The 484-nt window shown below is 50.0% G+C and carries 2 pseudogenes; both read right to left on the minus strand.

From position 1 onward, the window contains the following. Positions 1 to 303 (minus strand): annotated as a pseudogene (locus tag ACTHUR_RS19490) (penicillin-binding protein 2); the annotation flags it as partial. A 9-nt stretch (positions 304 to 312) separates the two neighbouring features. Next, positions 313 to 484 (minus strand): annotated as a pseudogene (locus tag ACTHUR_RS19495) (rod shape-determining protein MreD); the annotation flags it as partial.

The raw sequence follows: 484 nt of genomic DNA on the forward strand, positions 1-484 counted from the left end.
TTCCAGCGAAAACACGGGATAGTTTTTTGCCAACGGTACGCCGTTGACATCTACGATTTCGCCGCGAACGGGCGGGGTTGGAATTAATGTGATGCGGTTGCTGGATGCCTGCCCGGAAAAATCATCATGCCGGAACACCTGCAAATAGACAAACCGCGCCACCAATGCGGCAAACAAAACCACAATCAGGATAAACGCCACCAGCAGACGCAATAAAGAATCGGCTTGCGCCGCCTTTGCAGTCTGTATTTTACCGCTACCGCCATTTTTCAGACGACGTTTCATAGTATTCAGTATGGACATGGTTTCACGTTATCTGTTGGCGCGATAAAAATTGGTCAGTACCAGCATCAACTGGCTCAAGAAAGGCCAAAGCAGCGCGCCTGCCAAAGGCGCGATGAAACTTTGCCAAGTAATGATTTGGTTGTTGAGGAACAAACGCGCCGCCACCAATACCGCCTGATGGCAGAACAATGCTGCCAAT

The sequence above is a fragment of the Neisseria sp. P0021.S007 genome, assembly GCF_051956855.1.